The sequence below is a fragment of the Epilithonimonas lactis genome, from assembly GCF_900110605.1.
Lineage (GTDB): Bacteria > Bacteroidota > Bacteroidia > Flavobacteriales > Weeksellaceae > Epilithonimonas > Epilithonimonas lactis.
In genome coordinates this window covers 434,822-454,504 of the sequence record NZ_FOFI01000002.1, presented here as the reverse complement: position 1 = coordinate 454,504, position 19,683 = coordinate 434,822, and the positions used below count along the sequence as shown (strand labels likewise).

General features: G+C 38.0%; 19 protein-coding genes. 5 read left to right on the top strand and 14 right to left on the bottom strand.

Features of this window, described 5'->3' with window-relative positions:
* Positions 1 to 47: 47 nt before the first annotated feature.
* Entirely contained in the window at positions 48 to 863 is an 816-nt protein-coding gene (locus tag BMW39_RS07315; protein ID WP_051879825.1) for a T9SS type A sorting domain-containing protein, read from the bottom strand.
* A 167-nt stretch (positions 864 to 1,030) separates the two neighbouring features.
* On the opposite strand from BMW39_RS07315, the gene BMW39_RS07310 reads away from it, so the two are divergent.
* Positions 1,031 to 1,822, top strand: a complete 792-nt coding sequence (locus tag BMW39_RS07310; protein WP_034973453.1) for a DUF2797 domain-containing protein — start codon at positions 1,031 to 1,033, stop codon at positions 1,820 to 1,822.
* Positions 1,823 to 2,027: 205 nt separating this feature from the next.
* Positions 2,028 to 4,037: an AsmA family protein gene (locus tag BMW39_RS07305; protein WP_034973451.1), complete on the top strand. Its 2,010-nt coding sequence runs from the start codon at positions 2,028 to 2,030 to the stop codon at positions 4,035 to 4,037.
* Positions 4,038 to 4,098: 61 nt separating this feature from the next.
* Here BMW39_RS07305 and BMW39_RS07300 read toward each other — a convergent pair whose 3' ends face one another.
* From BMW39_RS07300 to BMW39_RS07285, 4 genes are all read right to left on the bottom strand, one after another.
* Positions 4,099 to 4,443: a hypothetical protein gene (locus BMW39_RS07300; RefSeq protein ID WP_034973449.1), complete on the bottom strand. Its 345-nt coding sequence runs from the start codon at positions 4,441 to 4,443 to the stop codon at positions 4,099 to 4,101.
* 135 nt (positions 4,444 to 4,578) lie between these two features.
* Positions 4,579 to 4,839, bottom strand: coding sequence for a hypothetical protein (locus BMW39_RS07295; protein ID WP_034973447.1), 261 nt, complete (start codon positions 4,837 to 4,839; stop codon positions 4,579 to 4,581).
* A 104-nt stretch (positions 4,840 to 4,943) separates the two neighbouring features.
* Complete coding sequence (locus BMW39_RS07290) at positions 4,944 to 5,558, bottom strand: hypothetical protein (protein WP_034973445.1); 615 nt, start codon at positions 5,556 to 5,558, stop codon at positions 4,944 to 4,946.
* Positions 5,555 to 5,932, bottom strand: coding sequence for a hypothetical protein (locus BMW39_RS07285; RefSeq protein ID WP_131474271.1), 378 nt, complete (start codon positions 5,930 to 5,932; stop codon positions 5,555 to 5,557). Before BMW39_RS07285 ends, BMW39_RS07290 begins: the two co-directional genes overlap by 4 nt.
* Before the next feature lie 122 nt (positions 5,933 to 6,054).
* On the opposite strand from BMW39_RS07285, the gene mfd reads away from it, so the two are divergent.
* From mfd to pth, 3 genes are read left to right on the top strand one after another with little or no spacing between them, the layout of a single operon-like run.
* Positions 6,055 to 9,402, top strand: coding sequence for a transcription-repair coupling factor (gene mfd, locus BMW39_RS07280; protein ID WP_034973442.1), 3,348 nt, complete (start codon positions 6,055 to 6,057; stop codon positions 9,400 to 9,402).
* Positions 9,403 to 9,447: 45 nt separating this feature from the next.
* Positions 9,448 to 10,344 carry a hypothetical protein gene (locus BMW39_RS07275; RefSeq protein ID WP_034973440.1) on the top strand — a complete coding sequence of 299 codons (897 nt, stop codon included), beginning with the start codon at positions 9,448 to 9,450 and terminating at the stop codon, positions 10,342 to 10,344.
* A gap of 3 nt (positions 10,345 to 10,347) precedes the next feature.
* Positions 10,348 to 10,911, top strand: a complete 564-nt coding sequence (gene pth, locus BMW39_RS07270; RefSeq protein WP_034973438.1) for an aminoacyl-tRNA hydrolase — start codon at positions 10,348 to 10,350, stop codon at positions 10,909 to 10,911.
* 66 nt (positions 10,912 to 10,977) lie between these two features.
* Here pth and BMW39_RS07265 read toward each other — a convergent pair whose 3' ends face one another.
* The 9 genes from BMW39_RS07265 to BMW39_RS07225 all read right to left on the bottom strand — a co-directional run bounded on the left by BMW39_RS07265 (position 10,978) and on the right by BMW39_RS07225 (position 19,611).
* On the bottom strand, positions 10,978 to 11,613 hold the full coding sequence (locus BMW39_RS07265; RefSeq protein WP_034973436.1) for a carbonic anhydrase: 636 nt from the start codon (positions 11,611 to 11,613) through the stop codon (positions 10,978 to 10,980).
* Positions 11,614 to 11,659: 46 nt separating this feature from the next.
* The gene (locus BMW39_RS07260) at positions 11,660 to 13,255 is read right to left on the bottom strand and encodes a SulP family inorganic anion transporter (protein ID WP_034973434.1); all 1,596 of its coding nucleotides are present in this window, start codon (positions 13,253 to 13,255) and stop codon (positions 11,660 to 11,662) included.
* Positions 13,256 to 13,390: 135 nt separating this feature from the next.
* The gene (locus tag BMW39_RS07255; RefSeq protein ID WP_034973432.1) at positions 13,391 to 13,684 is read right to left on the bottom strand and encodes a hypothetical protein; all 294 of its coding nucleotides are present in this window, start codon (positions 13,682 to 13,684) and stop codon (positions 13,391 to 13,393) included.
* A gap of 10 nt (positions 13,685 to 13,694) precedes the next feature.
* Entirely contained in the window at positions 13,695 to 14,372 is a 678-nt protein-coding gene (locus tag BMW39_RS07250) for a carbonic anhydrase (protein ID WP_034973430.1), read from the bottom strand.
* A gap of 173 nt (positions 14,373 to 14,545) precedes the next feature.
* Positions 14,546 to 15,097, bottom strand: coding sequence for a serine acetyltransferase (locus BMW39_RS07245; protein WP_034973428.1), 552 nt, complete (start codon positions 15,095 to 15,097; stop codon positions 14,546 to 14,548).
* A gap of 9 nt (positions 15,098 to 15,106) precedes the next feature.
* The gene (locus BMW39_RS07240; RefSeq protein ID WP_034973426.1) at positions 15,107 to 16,255 is read right to left on the bottom strand and encodes a glycosyltransferase; all 1,149 of its coding nucleotides are present in this window, start codon (positions 16,253 to 16,255) and stop codon (positions 15,107 to 15,109) included.
* Between the two features lie 96 nt (positions 16,256 to 16,351).
* Positions 16,352 to 17,302 (bottom strand): 3-oxoacyl-ACP synthase III family protein, encoded by a 951-nt coding sequence (locus BMW39_RS07235; RefSeq protein ID WP_034973424.1) that lies wholly within the window; start codon positions 17,300 to 17,302, stop codon positions 16,352 to 16,354.
* A gap of 203 nt (positions 17,303 to 17,505) precedes the next feature.
* Positions 17,506 to 18,426, bottom strand: coding sequence for a glycosyltransferase family 2 protein (locus BMW39_RS07230; RefSeq protein WP_034973422.1), 921 nt, complete (start codon positions 18,424 to 18,426; stop codon positions 17,506 to 17,508).
* Positions 18,427 to 18,453: 27 nt separating this feature from the next.
* Positions 18,454 to 19,611 carry a glycosyltransferase gene (locus BMW39_RS07225; protein ID WP_034973420.1) on the bottom strand — a complete coding sequence of 386 codons (1,158 nt, stop codon included), beginning with the start codon at positions 19,609 to 19,611 and terminating at the stop codon, positions 18,454 to 18,456.
* Positions 19,612 to 19,683: the final 72 nt, after the last annotated feature.

The window sequence follows — 19,683 nt, the reverse complement described above, 5'->3', positions numbered from 1 at the left end:
AAGAATCTCTTAATTGGGAGATTCTTTTAATATTCAGAGGATTATTTTTATTTGACAATAAACTTTTTGGTTTGTGAAACACCATTTTCTTCAACATTCATAATATACGTTCCTTTTGCAAGTTTGGAAACATTCACTTCTTTTGGAGTTGCTGTGCTGATGACCAATTTTGCAGAAGCGTCGTAGATCTTGATATTTTTCAGTCCATTACTTGGAGATGTAACATAGACAATTCCATTGCTGACCGCAGTAGGATAGATATTAAAACTTTCTTTTTTGGTGTTGTTGACCGCTAGAGCATCTACGGTTCCCACTAATTTGATATCATCAATTCTGTATCCAACCGCTGAATCCATAGTATTAGTAAAACGGATTCTTAGATTTTCTGTCTTCGGAATTGTTCCTGTAGCCGTCACATATTCCCAAACAGAAGCATTGGTACTAACTCTTGCATAACTAAGAGCGGTCCAGTTAGATCCATCTGTGCTCACTTCAACTTTTGGGACAAAGCTTGTGTTTGCAATGCCATTGTAATGCCCAAAAGATAAACTTATATCCTTGTATTCTGATGTCTTGATTCCTGAGATTGTCAAAAATTTCTCTGGTGCAGTTGCAGCTGTGGTAGCTCCTAAAAACAGACAGCCAGCTCCGCTAGCACCAGTATAACCGGTGGAAGAGAATGTTGTTCTTATATCAGAATTTCCACTGTAAACAATCGGAGAAGCATTTTGATATCCAGTGTAAACTCCCACGCTGGTATTTGTAGAGCCTGTTCCAGCACCAAAATTTTCTGTGAAAATAGTTGTTTGAGCAATTGCGAAGTTGGTCAGTGCTAATAATAGCAATGCATAGATATTTTTCATAAAAAGTGTTTTTAATTGCGACAAATTTATTATTAAAAATCAAATTGAGAATTATCTTAAGTTTATTTCCGATCATCCGCCAAAGTGCTCGTTCAAAGTCTTCGATAAATTTTTAGAAATTGATTTATAATGTTTACTTTTAATCCCAATTTCTAATCCACGACAAAATGCAATTCTCCGGACAAATCCTGAAAATGATCTCTCAAAACGGAAAACCGATCCAGTATTACCTCAACCTGAATGGCGATCTCATCAATATGAATCAGCTTTTTGGAAAAGAGCTTCACATCCAACATGTTGGCTACGAATGTGTGAATTGTGGGAGCGACGAAAAGATCTACCGAATGGGATTCTGCAAAAAATGCTTCTTCGAAAGTCCATACGCAAGCGACACGATTATCCGTCCGGAATTGTCAACCGCGCATCTTGGTGTGGGCGAAAGAGATCTGGAAGTTGAAAAACAGATCCAGCTGGTTCCGCATATCGTTTATTTGGCTTACACAGGCGATGTGAAAGTTGGCGTGACTCGAGAAGCGCAAATCCCGACAAGATGGATCGATCAAGGTGCAACGTTCGCTTTGCCAATTGCCATCACGGAAAACCGTTACGAAGCTGGAATGATTGAGGTAGAACTCAAAAAACACGTGGCCGACAAGACCAATCCGAAGAAAATGCTTTTGGATGATTACGAGGACACTTTAGATCTGATCGATTTCCGAAACAAAATCGCAGACTATTTTCCCAACGATTTCAAAAAATTTGCGGTGAGCGAGGAAAATATCATCAAACTCGATTTTCCTTATGAAAAACCTGAGAAAATCAATGTTTTCACATTGGACAAAAAACCGGAATTCAATGGCGTTTTGAAGGGAATCAAAGGACAATATCTTGCTTTTGAAGGTGATGATTTCATCAATGTTCGCGGGCACGAAGGTTATGTTGTGGAGTTGACAGTTTAGAAATTCGAAACCACAAAAGGCACAAAAGCTCTAATTTTATTAAAAGCTCAAATAAAGAAATTGTTTTAAAAGTTGTCTTTTTTTCTCTTTTGAATGATTAATTTTTTGATTTTCTTTTGTGACTTTTGTGGTTGAACACTCTTAAAAGAAAAAGGCATTTAAAGTTGGAACGGTTTTTAGTAATCAATTAGTTAGAAAAAATTAGATGAAAAAAACTTTAAAAGTTACCGGAATCGTTGTGGGAAGTATTTTGCTTCTCATCCTGATAGTGAACATTGGATTCACGCTTTGGCTCAAGTATCAGCTTCCGGATTACATCAAAAACAAAACACCTTACGCCATTACCTACAAAACTTTGAATGTCGAAATTCTCAGCGGAAGTATTTCGGCAGACGATATTTTGATAAAATCCAAAAATCCGAATGACAAAAAAGTTTTGGCGATTGATGGATTTGTTGACGGCTTGAATGTCAGTAGATTAGGAATCATTGATTTAATCAAAAATAAAAAAATCAATACCAATTCCATTAGATTGACGAATCCACGTCTCAAAATCAGATTGGCGCAAAAGAAAACCAAAGATTCCGTCAAAGAACCAATGCCGTTTTTCATCCGAAATATTGACATCACCAAAGGAAACATCGACGTTATAAATCCGGATGACTTAAAAGCTTTTTCAGCTAAAAACCTAAATCTCGAAATCAAGAATCTTAGCTTGAATGATAATCCGAACGAATTGCCGTTTGCGCTCGACAGTTACAAGATTACCGCGAAAGATTTCTTCGCTAAAATAAGTGACGTTTATACGATTAATTCCAGCGATGTTAAAACCAATAATGGGCAATTGGAAATCAATGATTTTGAGTTGAAATCGATTTTGGATTTTAAAGATTGGGAGAAAAGTTTTACGAAACAGAAAAGTCTCTTCAGTATCAAAAGCAAGAAAATTTCTTTCAATGATTTGGTTTTTGATAAGGCGAAACTGAATTTGAAAAATGCGCAGTTCATCAATCCGGAATTTGTGATTCAAAATCGTGATGCGAAAATCATTAAACCGAAAAATACAAAGAAAAATGGCATCGATTTGAATTTTGCCAATATTGATATTAAAAATGGAACCTTATCAATGCTGAAATCCAACGGCGAAAAATCCTTGTCACTTGCAAAATTTGATGCGAATGTGAAAGAATTTTTGATGGATGACGAAACTTCGAAGAACAAATTGCCTTTCAAATTCAAAGATTATAAAATTGTTGGGAATACGTTTTTTTACGATTCTGGCAAATATTACAATCTCAGTTTGTCAAGCTTCAATATGTCTTCGCAATCGATTGATTTAATGAATTTTAAAATGATTCCAAAAATGTCGCGCGCCGAGTTTGTGAGAACCATTCCGATGGAAGATGACCAATTTAATATTTCAGCAAACAGGATTCAACTTTCTGGCGTGGATTGGACTTTTGAAAAAGAACTCGACCTGCATTTGAAATCCGCGAAACTTCACAATGTGGACGCCAATATTTTCCGAAGCAAAATCCCGAAAGACAATCCAAAAGAAAAGTTACTCTATTCCAAAGTTCTTAGAAATATAAAATTCCCTTTAGTTGTTGACAATCTGAGTCTTATAAACTCAAAATTAGTTTATGAAGAAGACAAGCCAGACAACAACGGACCTGGAAAAGTATTTTTTACGAATTTCAATTTGAATGTCAAAAACCTGAATTCTAACAAAAAGAAAGGCACAAATACGAAAGTTCCGATTGTCATCAATTGCAATTTTATGGGCGTTTCTCCAATGAAAGTGAATTGGAACTTTGACACTTCGGACTTACGAGACAACTTTACAATCGGTGGTTACATCAATGATTTGCCGGCAAATGACATCAATCCGTTCATCAAACCTTATATGAATATCACAGCGACCGGGACAATCACGAGTCTTGATTATAATTTCAAAGGAAACAATGATATTATGAATGGGAAATTCAAGATCACACATAAAGATTTGAAGGTGGCGCTGATCGATAAAGATACCAAGGAGAAAAAGAAATTCCTCTCTGGCGTTGCCAATCTGTTTGTGAAGAAGGATTCTCAGAAATTCCCAGAATCTGTGGACATCTATGTTGAACGGAACAAGGAACGATCATTCTTCAACTTCTACTGGAAAGGTATTGAGGATGGACTTAAGAAAACTTTGCTGATCATCAAGATCTAAAAAACAAAGCCTCGTCTTTTGAGAGACGAGGCTTCTATAAAAAAACTAAAAAAGGAATTATTTAGAAATCAAATTCTTCTTTTTGTTCGTCTTCTTCTATTTTCTTCAAAAAGTCATCGAATTCCGGACCGCTGTAGTTGCTGTTGGCGCCATATGAATCGATGATCATCGCTTGGTTGCCGTACACGTCCTGCAAAAGGTACAGTGCCACGTTATCGCCTGGATCACTTGCGCCTTCGAATCTGTACGTTCGGATAATCTTCAGGTCTTCAGGTTTGTAAACAATTCCCTCGTCGCGCAACACAAATTTTTTATCCTCATTCATTAGAATTTCTTTGGTGATGCCTTTTTGTCTTAGTTTTTCCATCACTTCGGAAAGTGTAAGCATTGGTTTCGGATTATTCATAATGATATTTTTTATTGATGATAAACTTTAATCAAATCGCGAACCAAAAAAAAGACCTTACAAAATTGTAAAGCCTTAAAAAAATAAAAGTTATGAAAAATTAAATTATCCTTCTCTTCAAAAGATCGAGATAAATTACTTGTTAGCCTTGTAACGCTTGTCTGGCGTTCCGTCCTTTTTCAGGGTTTTGGCGGCTTTGTATCGTTTGTCCGGTGTTCCGTCTTTTTTCAGTTTGACGTCTGGCGTGTTTGCCACTTTTGCAGCTTTTGCTTCTACAGATGTTTTAGAAGTTTTCGCTTTGACCTCTGTCTTTGTTGCTTTCGCTGCTGGTGTTGTTTGTGCTGATGCTACTCCTAATCCGAAAGTAAGCAGCAATGTTGCTAAAAGATTTTTCATTTTGAGTTGTTTATGTTTTTTGATGAGACAAATTTATAGTAATAATTGATTAAAAATGAGAAATATAAAACTTTAACCAGAAATTATAAAAGCTTAAAATCTCCTTAAAAATTAAAGCGATAGGCCAGACTTATGTTCAGTAACGTCGCTTTGGAGTAATACTTCTCGAGGTCTGGATTCTGATTGCCGATCTTGGAATTGTAGAAATTAAGTTTCCCACCCAAAACGATTTCCTGCACGCCTTCTACATCCAAAACGTAAATAGCCTTTGCACCAAGATTCAGTCCACCATTACCTTCACGGAAGTCACCAGAGTTGTCCAGATAAGGGCTTTTCATTCGATAGGTGCTGTAACCTACAATCTCTTCCACGAAGAACGCTTCCGAGATCTTGTCTTTGTGAAAAACGTACCAATCAAAATTATTAATAGATGGTGCGCCGAGATATCCGAACAATTCCGGGTTTTTCAAAGTAGCCAGAAAATAAGTGTATTCTACGCCGAGACCAAAATTCTTGTAAAGATTGGTATTAAGCCCAATCCCGAATCCATAAAAATAATCGAAAGATTCACTTAGGAAATTATTGCCAAGCGAGGTCATCACCTTTACATGTGGATCCACGGAAAACTTCACTTGTTCTGTCCAGCTTTGTTTTCGCCGTTGTGCAGAGACAGAAATCGAAAAAATGGCGATGAAAAATAGAATAGATCTTCTTATCATTTCAAAGTAATGTCGTTGAAAATAATGTAGGTCACACCATCCGGAATCTCGATGCTGAGAGAATCTGCTGAGATTTTGCAGCCAGCGGTTTCAGTAGAGAAAGATTTGATCTTGAAGTTTTTCAACTGCAGTTTGTAAGAATTCTTTTCGTAAGGTCCAGCCAAGACAAAACTGCCACTTTCCTTAGGATAAGATTCTGCGATCACTTTTTTGTTGCTGACAAGATGAATGGGATCTTCCAAAAATTTGCCGTCCGAATACGTGAATTTGCCTTCTGCATAAGCCCGAAAGATATTGGCATCATCGTCCTTGCATCGTGTCAGGAGAACAGACATCAAGCAGAAAAAGGATAATATTTTGAATGCAAATTTCACTTTGGCAGTTTATTAGTGGATGTAAAATTAAAACTAATTTTTATTAAAAATAGTATCTTTGCCAAGAATTACGATTCCGGGAACAAGCTCGGAATCGTTTTCCTGTTTACACATATTTCAGAATGGAATTAAAAAAAATCAATGAAAATCTGCTTCCCGATTTGCTTAAGAAGGAGTTTGGGAGTGAGATTTTTTCACAATTAGATAGCAACCAACATATTTCTGTGAAAGGAAGCGCAGGTTCGGCTGTTTCTATTTTCACGGCAGAATTGTTTCTGGCGCACAAAAAGAATGTTCTTTTCATTGTCGATGACAAGGAAGATGCGCTCTATGTAAACTCAGAAATGGAAGATCTGCTTGGGAAAGAAAATATACTCTATTTTCCAGCAACGCATTTGGAACCTTATCAAGTTGAGAAAACGCAGAACGCCAATTTGGTTTTGAGAACTGAGGTCATCAATAAAATAAATTCCGAAAAATCTCCGAAAGTCATTGTGGCTTACGTTGGCGCATTGTCCGAGAAAGTGTTGAAGAAAGAAGATTTCAAAGCAATTTCGCATCAGATCAAAGTCGGTGACCAATTGGATTTTGATTTTGTGGATGAGTTGCTGAATCATTACCAATTCAACCAAACCGATTTTGTTTCCGAGCCTGGAGAATTCTCTGTTCGTGGTGGAATTGTGGATGTTTTTTCTTTCTCTAATGAAAAGCCTTTCCGGATCACATTTTTTGGTAATGAGGTGGAAAGCATCAAAACTTTTGATATCGAATCTCAACTTTCATTGGACAAGATCATGGAATTCCAGTTGGTTTCCAATATGAACTTTTCGGTTTCAGGGAACAAGGTTTCTTTCTTCGAATTGCTTTCTAATGACAGTTTGATCGTATCAAAGAATCTATTTCTCGGCGTTAAGAAAGTCAAGGATTTTTATGAAAAATCATTTGAGAAATTTGAAACACTAAGCAAAGAGATCAGTCATAGAAAGCCGGAAGAATTGTTTATTTCCGAAAATGAATTCAAGAATAAACTGATCAAGTTCAAAACCATCGATTTCAGTTCACACAAATTTGAACTTCCGAAGATCAAAACATTGGAACTTAACCAAACACAACAGCCAAGTTTTCACAAGAATTTTGAATTATTGATCGATGACCTTCAGGAAAAACAAATTCTCGGTTTTGACACGTGGATCTCTTTCTCATCGGAAAAACAAAGAGAAAGATTGCAATCAATTTTCGAAGAATTGGGACATCAGATTCCATTTAAAAGTTTTAGATCCGAACTTCATCAGGGTTTTGTGGATCTTGAACATAAACTTCTGGTTTACACAGACCATCAGATCTTCGACCGTTATCAACGTTACAAATCCAAAGACACGTTTGCCAAATCCGAACAGCTGACTTTGAAAGATCTGATGTCTTTGAAAGTGGGCGATTACATTGCGCACATCGATCACGGCATTGGGAAATTTATGGGCTTGGTGAAGGTCAATAACGATGGGAAGATCCAGGAATGTTTCAAACTGACGTATAAAAATGGCGATTTGCTTTACGTGAGCATTCACTCGCTTCATAAAATCTCAAAATACAACGGACCAGACGGAAAGGAAATTGTCCTCAGCAAACTCGGTTCGCCAGCGTGGAAATCATTAAAACAAAAAACAAAAGCGAGAGTCAAGCAGATCGCGTTTGATCTAATAAAACTTTACGCGCAACGAAAAACCGCGAAAGGCTTCCAATATTCGCCGGATTCTTATCTTCAAAATGAGTTGGAAGCGAGTTTCCTTTACGAAGACACGCCGGATCAGGAAAAAGCGACTTTCGATGTGAAGCGCGATATGGAAGATGAAGGCGTGATGGACCGTTTGATCTGTGGCGACGTAGGTTTCGGGAAAACGGAAATTGCGATCCGTGCGGCCTTCAAAGCGGCGACGGACAGCAAGCAAGTGGCGATTTTGGTTCCAACTACGATTCTGGCTTTCCAGCATTACAGAAGTTTCAAAGAGCGATTGAAGGATTTTCCGGTCAATATTTCTTATTTGAATAGATTCAGAACGGCGAAACAGAAATCCGAAACTTTAGCTGGATTGAAAGACGGAAAAGTGGATATCGTGATCGGAACACATCAATTGGCTTCGGAGAAAGTGAAATTCAAGAATTTAGGTCTTTTGATCATTGATGAAGAACATAAATTCGGAGTTTCTGTAAAAGATAAACTGAAGACGATGAAAACCAATGTTGATACCTTGACGTTGACGGCAACACCGATTCCAAGGACTTTACAGTTTTCTTTAATGGCCGCACGAGATCTTTCGGTCATCAAAACGCCACCACCAAATCGTCAGCCCGTTGATACGAGTATAATTGGTTTCAGCGAAGAAGTGATCCGTGATGCGGTTTCGTATGAACTTCAGCGTGACGGACAGGTTTATTTCATCAATAATAGAATTGAAAATCTGAAAGACATTGCAGGATTGATCCAACGTTTGGTTCCAGATGCGAAAGTCGTGATCGGTCACGGACAGATGGAAGGGAAACAATTGGAGCAAAACGTCCTCGATTTTATGAATGGAAAATATGACGTTCTGGTCGCTACAACGATCATCGAAAGTGGAGTAGACGTTCCGAATGCGAATACGATTTTCATTAATGATGCTCACCGATTTGGAATGGCGGATGTTCACCAGATGCGTGGACGAGTTGGGCGAAGCAACAGGAAAGCATTCTGTTATTTGATTACGCCACCGTTTGATATGATGACTTCCGATGCGAGGAAACGTCTGGAGGCGATTGAGCAATTTTCGGACCTTGGAAGTGGATTCCAGATCGCGATGAAGGATCTGGAGATTCGTGGTGCGGGCGATCTGCTTGGAGCGGAACAAAGTGGATTCATCAACGAAATGGGATTTGAAACGTATCAGAAAATGATGCAGGAAGCTTTGGAGGAATTGAAAGATGATGAGGATTTTGAAAACCTTTTCGAGAATGAGGAAGACCGTCAGAAGTTATTCAAATCGACGAAGGAAGTGAATATCGATACGGATCTTGAGTTGATGTTGCCGGATCATTATGTGAGCTCGACCGAGGAAAGATTGTCATTATATCAAAAATTAGCTGAGATCAATAATGCCATCGACCTTGCAAACTTCGAAAATGAATTGAAAGATCGATTCGGAGAATTGCCAGATGAAGCCATCAATCTCTTAAAATCTGTGGAGCTGAAATGGCTGGCCGCGGAAATTGGATTTGATAAATTGGTCGTGAAAAACAAAGTGTTCCTCGGATATTTCCCTGCGAATCCTCAGGACAAATTCTATCAAAGTGAAAAATTCAAAAAAATAATTGCCTACCTCACACAAAATCCGAAGGAAGCGACGTTAAAAGAAAAGAACAACCAGCTGATGATGCGGAAAGACAACGTGAAAAATGTGGATGAGGTGAATCTGGTTTTGAATAGGATCTTGGCTTAAAGGATTTATTTTAAAAAGTTAACTTTGCAAACACAACAATAATCAATGAAAAATTTATTTTATTATTTGTCTCTCATCTTCGGGCTTTTAATGCTGTCTTCTTGCGATCCCAATCAGGATGCAAACGGTGACCTTCTGGTAGGTATGGATTACAATCCAAACACGAATCCCGGTGGTGGAACAGTGACTCCGACCAAACTGCTAAAAAAAGTCACCATCGATGATGAAGGTGATATTATGACCTATAATTATACTTATAATTCAGACAAAAAATTGACGGCTGTAACGACCAGTGACAACAGCATTAAAATCGATGTCACTTATCTAGCTTCCGGTAATATCGCAAAGATCGTGAGAACCGAAAATTTTGCTGGTGATATCAGTACAGAGGAAATAGTTCCGGTCTATACAAGCAATCAAATAACCAAGCTGAATGTAACGCATACCGAAACTGGCGGCTCTATAAAAAGTATTGCCAACCTGACCTACGCTGCCAATGGCTGGCCTTCTATTGTCAATGAAGATGTTTTTGGTGAGGATAATACAAGTGTAGTTGCCAATTTTGTATCCAACCTTTCTTATTCTGGTAACAACGTTTCCCGATGGAATTTCAAATCGAAATTAAATGTGGGACTTCCTGTTCCTGTGTTCGATTTTTTACAGGAATTGGAATTGACGGTGAATCTCTCAGCTTATGATAACAAGATCAATCCATACAACTTGCTTCCAAAGGATTATTTGATATCAATGATCCATGCAGAAGCTGATGCCAGCAGTATCACAGGTTTTGCTAAAAATAATGCGGCAACGATAAATGTTATATTTAATCTAGGCGGAACTGATATGGAAGATACTCAGACTGCGACCTATGTCTATGATAATGATGGTTATCCTACTACCGTCACTGCTACATCCATCGTTACCAAATTCGAATATCAGTAATCCATGAAATATCTTATTGTCGGCATTGGCAACAAAGGGGAAGAGTATGCAGAAACGCGACATAATATCGGTTTCAAAGTAGCGGAAAAGATCGCTGAAAAGATAGAAGCTCCTTTCAAATCTTCGAATTTTGGACTTTTGGCAGAAGGAAAATACAAAGGCAGAAAAGTCTTTGTCCTAAAACCTGATACTTATGTGAATCTCTCCGGAAATGCCGTGAAATTCTGGATGCAGAAAGAGAATATTCCTTTAGAAAATATTCTGGTCATTACAGATGATCTGGCTTTGCCATTTGGTTCTTTGAGGATGAAAATGAAAGGTTCAGACGCTGGACATAACGGTTTAAAAAGTATCCAATCCCAACTGAATACGCAAAACTATCCAAGATTAAGATTCGGGATCTCTGCAGAATTCTCAGAAGGCAAACAAGCAGATTACGTTCTTGGAAAATGGAATGAGGAGGAAAAAGAAAAACTTTCTGAAAGAATCGAAAAGTTTTCCCAAGCCAGTTTATCTTTCGTCTTTGCAGGCATTCAGAATACGATGACTGCTTTTAATGGGAAATAAGTAAGCCGGATAAAATAAATTACCCGGCCTACAAACCTAATTAATTGTATAAAGAAAAAATATTTTTTAGATCCAAGTGACCACTCCGGTCTCAACATCGTAGTTGGCTCCTACGATTTTGATCTTGCCGTCTTCTTCCATCTTTTTAAGCGTAGAACTTTTGGTACGGATGTCTTCAATAGCATTTTTTACATTGCTTTGATTCAGTCTTTCCAATAGGTCTTCATTTTTAGAAGAACGCTCTTCACCGTCAGTGATGATATCTTTGATGATGTGATCGAAGTGATCGATCAAATGGTTCAGGTTGTCCATTCCAAGACCTTGAATCGCTGCTGCGTCCAATCCGCCCTTCAATGCGCCACATTTGGTGTGACCTAGAACGACAACCAGTTTGGAACCTGCCACGTTGCAACCAAATTCCATAGAACCAAGAATGTCCTGATTCACAAAGTTACCAGCAATTCTCACGCTGAAAATATCGCCCAATCCTTGGTCAAAGATCAATTCGGCAGATGTACGGCTGTCGATACAGCTCAAAACTACAGCAAATGGCCATTGTCCCGCACGCGTGTCATTGACCTGAGACAAAAGATCTCTGTTCGCTTTTAGATTTTTAACGAATCTTTCGTTTCCTTCTTTCAGGATTTCAAGCGCTTTGTCAGGAGTAATGGTCGTTTGTGTTTCGAATGTATGTGCTTTCATATTTTAAATGTTTTAAAAAGTATTAATGTTAATGATCTTGCAATTTTTACATTGCTCTTTTGTGGTTGACGATGACGTGCGAATCTTGATCGCTCGCATAGTCTCTGTAAGACGTTTTGAAGCCAAGCAATTCGACTTCTATGTCTTCTTCTTTCGCTCTCACATTGGCAAAATCCTGGATCATCTCCAGAACATCTGTTGTGATGTACGAGGTTGTTTTTGCATCAATGATGACTTTGGAGCCAGATTTTACGTTCTTTAAAGTTTTCTTGATGGCTGCTTTGTTCAGGAAGGATACTTCCTCTGCCAGTTTTATCGTGATCTCATCTGCATCGTCCAAAGTGGCTTTGTTCAGATAATAAGCACGCTTCATATTTCCCTGAAGAATGTAGAATACTGAGATCAATAATCCAATTCCCACACCTTTCAAAAGATCGGTGAAAACAACAGCCAAAACGGTTGCTACAAAAGGAATGAACTGATATTTTCCATTGTGCCAGAAATGTTTGAAGGTTGCAGGTTTTGCCAATTTATATCCTACCAAGATCAATACCGCTGCCAAAGTTGCCAATGGAATTAGATTTAAGATCACTGGAATCGACAAAACACATATCAGCAACAAAACACCGTGAATGATTGCTGAAGCTTTGGTAGTCGCTCCAGCATTGGCATTAGCGGAACTTCTTACCACCACAGACGTCATCGGCAATCCACCAATGAAAGAGCTGATGAGGTTTCCAATGCCTTGTGCTTTCAACTCGAGGTTGGTATCAGTGATCCTTCTCCTAACATCCAATCTGTCCGAAGCTTCAATACAAAGCAAGGTCTCGATAGATGCCACGATTGCGATAGTTGCTCCTGCAATCCAAACTTTAGGATTCGTAAATCCATTGAAATCTGGAAACGTGATCAGGTTTTTGAAGTCTTCCAATGAACTTGGTGTTGGCAAAGTCACCAAATGTTTTTCAGAAATTGCCAAAGAACTTCCAGACATTTTGAAAAATTCATTCAAGAGAATTCCCGCAATGACGGCAACCAGTGCGCCAGGTAAAAGTTTTATTCTTTTCAGAAAAGTAATGTGGTCCCAAGCCAGCAAAATTGCTACAGAAACCAAGGTCACAACGATGGCTCCCGGATGGATCGCTCCAAATAATTCTGAGAAATATCCGAAATTCAGACCTTTATCAAAAATAGATTCGTGGCCTTCATAATCACTGTCAAATCCTAAGGCGTGCGGAATTTGTTTTAGAATAATGATGATTCCAATACCAGCCAACATGCCTTCGATGACATTATTAGGGAAATAATTTGAGATACTTCCTGCCCGGACAAATCCTAAAATTAATTGTAGAATTCCCGCAATGATCCCTGCGCAAAGAAATAACTCAAACGCACCAAGGTCTGTGATGGCAACCAAAACGATGGCCGTCAAACCAGCAGCCGGACCAGAAACAGAGATGTTGGAATTACTGATGAATCCGACAACAATCCCGCCAACTATCCCAGCAATGATCCCAGATAATGGCGGCGCTCCTGATGCTAACGCGATCCCAAGACAAAGTGGCAAAGCCACGAGAAAAACGACAAGACCGGAAGGAAAATTCTCTTTGATCCCTCCAATCAAAGATTTTGATTTTTGCATAATAATGTAGCAGAAGTCACTGATAATGAATATCAATTATTCTAAAAAAGTGTTGATTGACTTGATACAGAACAAAGCCTACTGTTCAATAAAAACAGCAAACAAGAATCTCGTTTTATAGAAAAACGAAATGAATCAAGCTTCCGGGGGAGGAGAAAATATACTGAGGTAAGGCGAAAAATAGATATTGGTTTCCCAATTAGGTGTTGTATTTTTCTGAGGGACAGTTTCATAAAATTTCAGAAAATCATGAATGTCCAAAGTTTTAGGAATGGTCTTTTCGTAAAGCACAAAAGTGTTGGCGTGGGTCTCTTCCTCGTTGACTATAACATTGGTTCTCGGCAATTCCCAACCAAACATGGCGGCAATCCCAGGAAGCGCCGTAAAGTTCAGAAAAACCGTTAATATTATAATACTCCAATACTTCATATAGAAAATCTTAAATAAGATTTTTGTTGTTCTTTTTACTCATCACCCAATCAGAATCTGTCAGGTTATATATTTTCTGGATGTCTTTTAAAATCTTTTCAAAATCGATTTCCAGATCAATTATTTTTCCTGTTCTAAGGTCGAAAACCCAACCGTGAACAATAGGATATTCATCCAAAATGTAACGTTCTTGCACGCAGGCCATTTTTATTACATTGATGCATTGCTCCTGAACATTCAGTTCTACAAGGCGATCATATTTTTTATCGGCATCCACAGAATCCAACTCTTCCTGATGAAGCCTGTAAACGTCTCGGATATTTCTCAGCCAAGGATTCAAAAGTCCTAGGTCCTGAGAGGTCATCGCTGCTTTTACGCCACCACAATTGTAATGGCCACAGACGATGATGTGTTTTACTTTCAGATGTTCAACTGCGTACTGAATTACCGCTGTAGAACTCATATCCAAAGTGTTGACCACATTGGCAATATTCCTGTGAACAAAAACCTCGCCTGGTCCTACACCCATCAGTTCCTCTGCCGTTGCTCGACTGTCGGAACAGCCGATGTACAAGTAATCTGGGTGCTGTGTTTTAGCAAGGTCGTGGAAATAATTCGGATTGTCCGCTAGTTTTCCTTCGACCCATTTTTTATTGTTTTCGAAAATACCTTCGTATGAGTTTGTCATCACAATAAAATTTGCTGATTTATAATTATTTGATTCGGCGCCGTTATTTTTAAAAACTAATAGACCAAATCAATAATTACACAAAAATATAATATAAAATTTAAAAACAATGAGATTTAACAAAGTTTAATACTGGAAAATATGATATCAAAGTCGATAAATAATAAAATTAATTATATCTTATGGTTAATATAACCTTCAGTCGCATTCGGTTTTGAAGTTATGATTGCAGGATTTCCCAAAACGATAGAATTATCAGGAACATCGGTGTTGACATAAGCATTCGGAGCAATGAGAACATTGTTTCCAATGGTGATATTCCCGACGATCACGGCATTTGGGCCAATCCAAACCTCGTTGCCGATCACAGGAACACCTTCGTTTTTTCCTCGGTTGGCTTGTGCTATTGTAACGCCTTGCGCAATGTTGCAGTTTTTTCCAATTTTAGTTTTCGGATTGATGACAAGAGCGCCCCAATGTCCTAGATAAAAACCTTCCCCGATCTCGGTTTCTGCGTAGATCTGAAAGCCGTATTTGATCTGGTAATGGCGAAGAATCAATCGGTAAAATTTTCCTGTTAAAGATGATTTAGGATGTTTCTGAGCATTCCGGAACCAATAGATATAATGCAGATTGGGACTGAAACATTTTTTCAGCATTTGAAAATGAGACAGATATTTTCCGCTTTCCCGGTAAAAATCTTTTTGAAGAATAGAATGACCCATTGGATAAAATTACAAATTATCAATGATCTCCATGATCTTATCCACAGAATTTTTTAGGTCGAAAGGCATTTCATAATGCTCAAGATTGTCCTGATAGGTTTTGAAATGTTCTGGATTGGTCAAAGCTTGTCTCATTCCATGATAGATTCCTTCTTCCGAGTTTTCTGTGATCAAGCCTAATTTTCCGTTTTCCAACATTTCTGCTACGCCGGAAACATCGGTTGCGATGATATTCTTTTTGAGCGTGATAGCTTCAAACAAAACCGTCGGGAAACCTTCGTATCTTGAGCTTAGAATATAAAAATCGGCTGCTTTGAAGTAAGGATAAGGATTATCTGTAAAACCAAGCATGGTTGCTGTTTTGTCGATGCCTAACTCGGTTTTCAGTTTCTTTACATTTTCGAAATCGTAACCGTCTCCAACAATTAGTACTTTGTGTTGGAAACCTTCGTCCAGAAGTCGTTTGTGGACTTTCAACAATCGGTCAAATCCTTTCTGAGGAAAAACCGTTCCTACCGAAATGAATACAGGTTGGAGGTCTTCGGACTTCGGGCTACCAGCTTCGGACTTTACTAAAATCTCATTGGTGTCCAGCGGATTGTAGATTCGTACGATCTTCTGTTTTTCAGTCTCCGTTTTTGCTAATTCTAAAAAGGTTTGTTCGATTTTTTCCGAGATGACCATCACTTTATCATAATGGAAAAAATGTCTGATCTTCTCGGCTGTGTAGCCGCTAACCTTAGTCAAATCATTGTGGATCCACATTAGTTTTTTGGAAGACTTCAATGGACTATTGAGAACCTCATCCATAAAACCGTGGATGGCCGCAAACTCGATATCGTAGACTTTGTTTTTCAGTTTTCTTTTGTAAAGTATTTTTGGATATTTCTTCAAAAGTTGCTGATAGACAACGCGGTATATTTTTTTTGGAATGTCTTTTGGGCGATTGGTCGTGATCATCTCGCCACGATTGAGGTACATCACATTTACCCAACCCGGAACATCTGTCAAATATTTTCCGGAATATAGATTGAGCAACAGATCAATTTCATACTTGTCCTTCGGAAGGTTTTTGAGGAAAGTTACCAGCACTTTTTCCGCGCCACCATGGCGAAGAGAACCAATTCTGATAAGGATTTTCTTTTTGTGATCTTCCATCAATTGAAGAGAGGAATGTAAATTTTGTTTTGCTAAAATAACAAAAAATGAAGAAAATCGCTTCTCTTCATTTTGTATAGATCTTTAAAGTATTATTTAGAATTCCAAAATTCCTGCGCCCCAAGAATAGCCAACACCAAAACCAGCGACCATCACTTTGAAGCCTTCTTTTATCTTGCCTTGGTCCAAAGCTAGTTTCAAAGCAATTGGAATACTTGCAGACACTGTGTTTCCAATATCTTTCATATCCAGGAAGAATTTCTCGTCTGGAATATTACAAAGATTCTTCAAGTAATTCAGCATATAAGAACTTGCCTGATGGAAAACGAAAAGGTCGATATCCTCCAGTCTAAGTTTATTTTTCTCGAGTGTTTCGCTGATCAACGCCGGAATATTTTCTAGCGCGAATGTGAAGATTTTAGGCCCTTTCATGTAAAGAACTGGCTTTTCTGACGCGTTTCTCGCACCGCCATTTTCAACAATCAGATTATTGTAACCGGCACCGTCTGTTCCTACAACGTATTGGAAATCTGCTTTGGAATCGTCTTTTTCGATAACGGAAACCGCTGCGCCATCGCCAAAGATACTTCTGTTGGATTTGTCATTCTTATCCAAAAACTTGGTGTAAGTATCAGAAGTGACCAACAGAATATTTTTTGCTAATCCAATAGATATCAGGCCTTTCGCCAACGTCAATCCATAGACAAAACCAGAACAACCGAGATTGAAATCCAAAGCGCCGATGTTTTTCGGAAGGTTTAACTTATCCTGTAAAATACAAGCTGTCGTTGGAAGGAAGTAGTCTGGACTTTGGGTACAAAAAAGGATAAAATCTATTTTGCTGCGGTCGTATTTTTTGAAAAGTTTTTCGCAAGCTTCTACGGCCAGATCAAGTGCAGTTTGGGAATCATCTACAAAATGTCTGGATTCTACACCGATTTTTGATTTGATCTTGTCTGCATTCCACTCTGGGAATTCATTCGCAATATCTTCGTTGGTTAATATATTTTTGGGCAGATAGTATTCTATCGCTGCAATGTTGATCATATTAGCGTGGGGTAAATTTTTGCAAAGATAACAATAAAGAATGTTATGTGAATAATATAGTATCTTCAATAGATTGATCCAAACAAGCAAAATCTGATGCTTTGATAAGACCGAATCGATATTAAATGTATTTTATTATAAATAAATCAGCAATGTCGTAAAATATTTTTCTGTTTTATGAATTTCGATGATGACAGTTTTTCTTAAATCAATCGTTTGAATTTTATTAATTCAAAGATGATCACGAACGGGATCAAAAGCGCAACCACCAATTTGTTTTCAGCATTTTTTACTATTCCCGAAAAAGATTGCAGGTTGTATCGAGAATATCGGATATAATTAAATTGCAGAATCACCCACATCTTGAAGTAATTTTTTCTTAGATAAGTATTGTACTTCCGGATGATCTCAGAAAAGAAAAAAGAAAATCCAGCCATATATTTTTTCCCCGGCCCCATAGATTTGGAAATGTTTTGATGCGAATCGTGCTGGAAATATACCCGCAAAACCTTGTTGATGTACATGAAATTGTATCTATAGCTCAACTCGAACCAAAAAAGATTTTCTGGAATGTAAACATCGATCTCGGGATAGGAATATTGTATTTTTTTCAGAATTTCAACCTTGTGGAAACTGCTCTTTTCACCTTTTACATGATACTTGAAGCGCATTTCGAAGTCGTTCGATATCCAAAAGTCAAAAGGATATTTGGTTCCAATAAAATTTCCGTCCTGGTCCTCACAATGGTAAACCAGTCCACAGATATTATCTTGGGTTTGGATGTCTAGGCTATTCCAATCTTCAACAAATGTAGAAAGGCAATTGTCTGTCAGTCCGTCGTCGTGGCCTGTCAAATAGAGAAATTTTCCATTGGCATTATGGATTCCGATCTCGATATTCTTTGTGACCATCTGATTGGTTTCATTCTGAATGATCCGGATAGGGAAAGTCGCTTTGTCTTGCAACGCCTTCAGAATTTGGATGGTGTTGTCTGTAGAACAATCATCTACGACCAGCCATTCAAAATTTTTGTAGTCTTGCTTTTGCAGGGTCTCAAAAACATACGGTAGAAAGCTTTCTGCATTGTACGTCGGGGAAAAGATGGTGATCAAAGGGCTTTCCATAGAATGTTGGTGACGGATTATTTATTATTAAGAACGATTATTTGCGAGCGTAACAAACAATTCTTCAATTTGCCTATTGATGATCGAATTGTCAAATTTCACTTCCATATTTTTATTATTGTTGATGATCCTGTTTGTAAGATCATGGTCGTAGATAAATCTTTTCATTGCTTCTGCCATTGCTTCCGCGGAGTAATCTATCAACAGCCCATTTTCATCGTGGGTCATCATTTCGGAAATACCGCCCACGTTGGTACTGATGATTGGTTTTCCAAGAATCAAGACCTCACCTATGGTCAACGGGTAAGATTCAGAATCAGAAGATAATATGTAATAATCGCAAGCTTTTATGTAAGGATATGGATTTGATTTTGCACCGTAGAAAAGAAAAGAATCCTCCACATCCAGTTCTTTTGCCTGTTCCTTAAGCGGCAGATTTTCCTCGCCGTCTCCAATGATTACAATTGAGTGCTCAATGCCTTCATCCAAAAGCGATCTGTGAGCTTTCATCAATGTGTGGTAGCCTTTTCTCCTGTTCAGCCTTCCTATTGAAAGAAAAACGGGTCTTTTTTCATAATCGATTTGAAATTCTTTTGATTTCAGCCTTGTTCCGTCTATGTCAATAGGATTGTAGATGACCTGGCTGTTGGGATAGTTAATTTGATATTCATCTACGATCACTTGTTGGGTCTGTTGGGAGCCAAAGACCACCCAATCAAATTTTTTGAGTTTATTGAGTAGTCGTAAGTTATTGTTGTGGTCTTTCCCGTCTCTGATGTCTGTATGGAACCAAGCGATCTTTTTAGCATTTTTGTCATGACTATTAAGAACATCATCGAAACTGGTATATGTTGGAGCAATGATCAGATCAAATTTTTTTTTCAGATAGAATCTTTCAACGAAAAAAGGAAACTTTGCGAGAAATCTTAGTTTTATATTCCTTAAAACTAATTGAATCAGAAAAAATAATTTGAACTTTGAAAGGTCTTCCTTGCCCTTTGTCAGCGAGATCAAATTGACGTCGCCCGGGATCTGATCTCTCATTCCGCCTTGATACATTTTGAGCAACAAGGTCACATCGAAAATATGTTTATCAAGATTTTTCAATTGATTAATAACAACTTTTTCCACACCTCCAAACTCCATAGAACGGTGTATAAAAAGTATTTTTATTTTTTGCTTCATTGTGTTTCTTGATAAAATAATTCTTAATAAGGCAAATATATGACTGTTTGTGCAATTCTTTTGTATTTTTGC